At 47.1% G+C, this 510-nt stretch carries 1 protein-coding gene; it reads left to right on the forward strand.

Features of this window, described 5'->3' with window-relative positions:
- Positions 1-110: 110 nt before the first annotated feature.
- On the forward strand, positions 111-510 hold a 400-nt coding region (locus DWX91_RS17675; RefSeq protein ID WP_412693935.1), incomplete at its 3' end, for a transposase.

Genomic DNA, 510 nt, shown 5'->3' on the forward strand with positions numbered 1-510 from the left:
TTAAACAGCTTTGATAAATCTATGCTGATCCAGTTATTTTTGAATCAACAGGAACAGTTAGAAAAGGTCAGTGCCGACCTGCATTCCCTGGATACGAAGATGCAGGCAAGATGGAACAGCTGATCCTGGCTAATAAGAACCGGTTTGGACGTTCCTCTGAAAAAATGGAGGATGCCCAGCAGCTCCGTTTTGCTGAAGTGGATGGAACCATTGTGTTTTTTAATGAAGCCGAAGCTGTCTGTGATCTGGAGGCACCGGAACCAGAGACTCTGGAGCCGGCACCGGAACGCAGAAAAAAAGCAACCGGTAAGAAAGCACAGGATATGTCCGGGCTTCCTACAAATCGGATCGACCACTACATGACCGAAGAAGAATTAACAGCAGAATTCGGTGAAAACGGCTGGAAACAGCTTCCAGATGCTATTACACGCAGATATCGTTTCATTCCGGCAAAAGTCGAGGTGGATGAGCACCATGTTGGTGTATATGCCAGCAAAACAGACGGGCACA

The organism is Clostridium sp. AF22-10, from assembly GCF_003478725.1.
GTDB lineage: Bacteria > Bacillota > Clostridia > Lachnospirales > Lachnospiraceae > Otoolea > Otoolea fessa.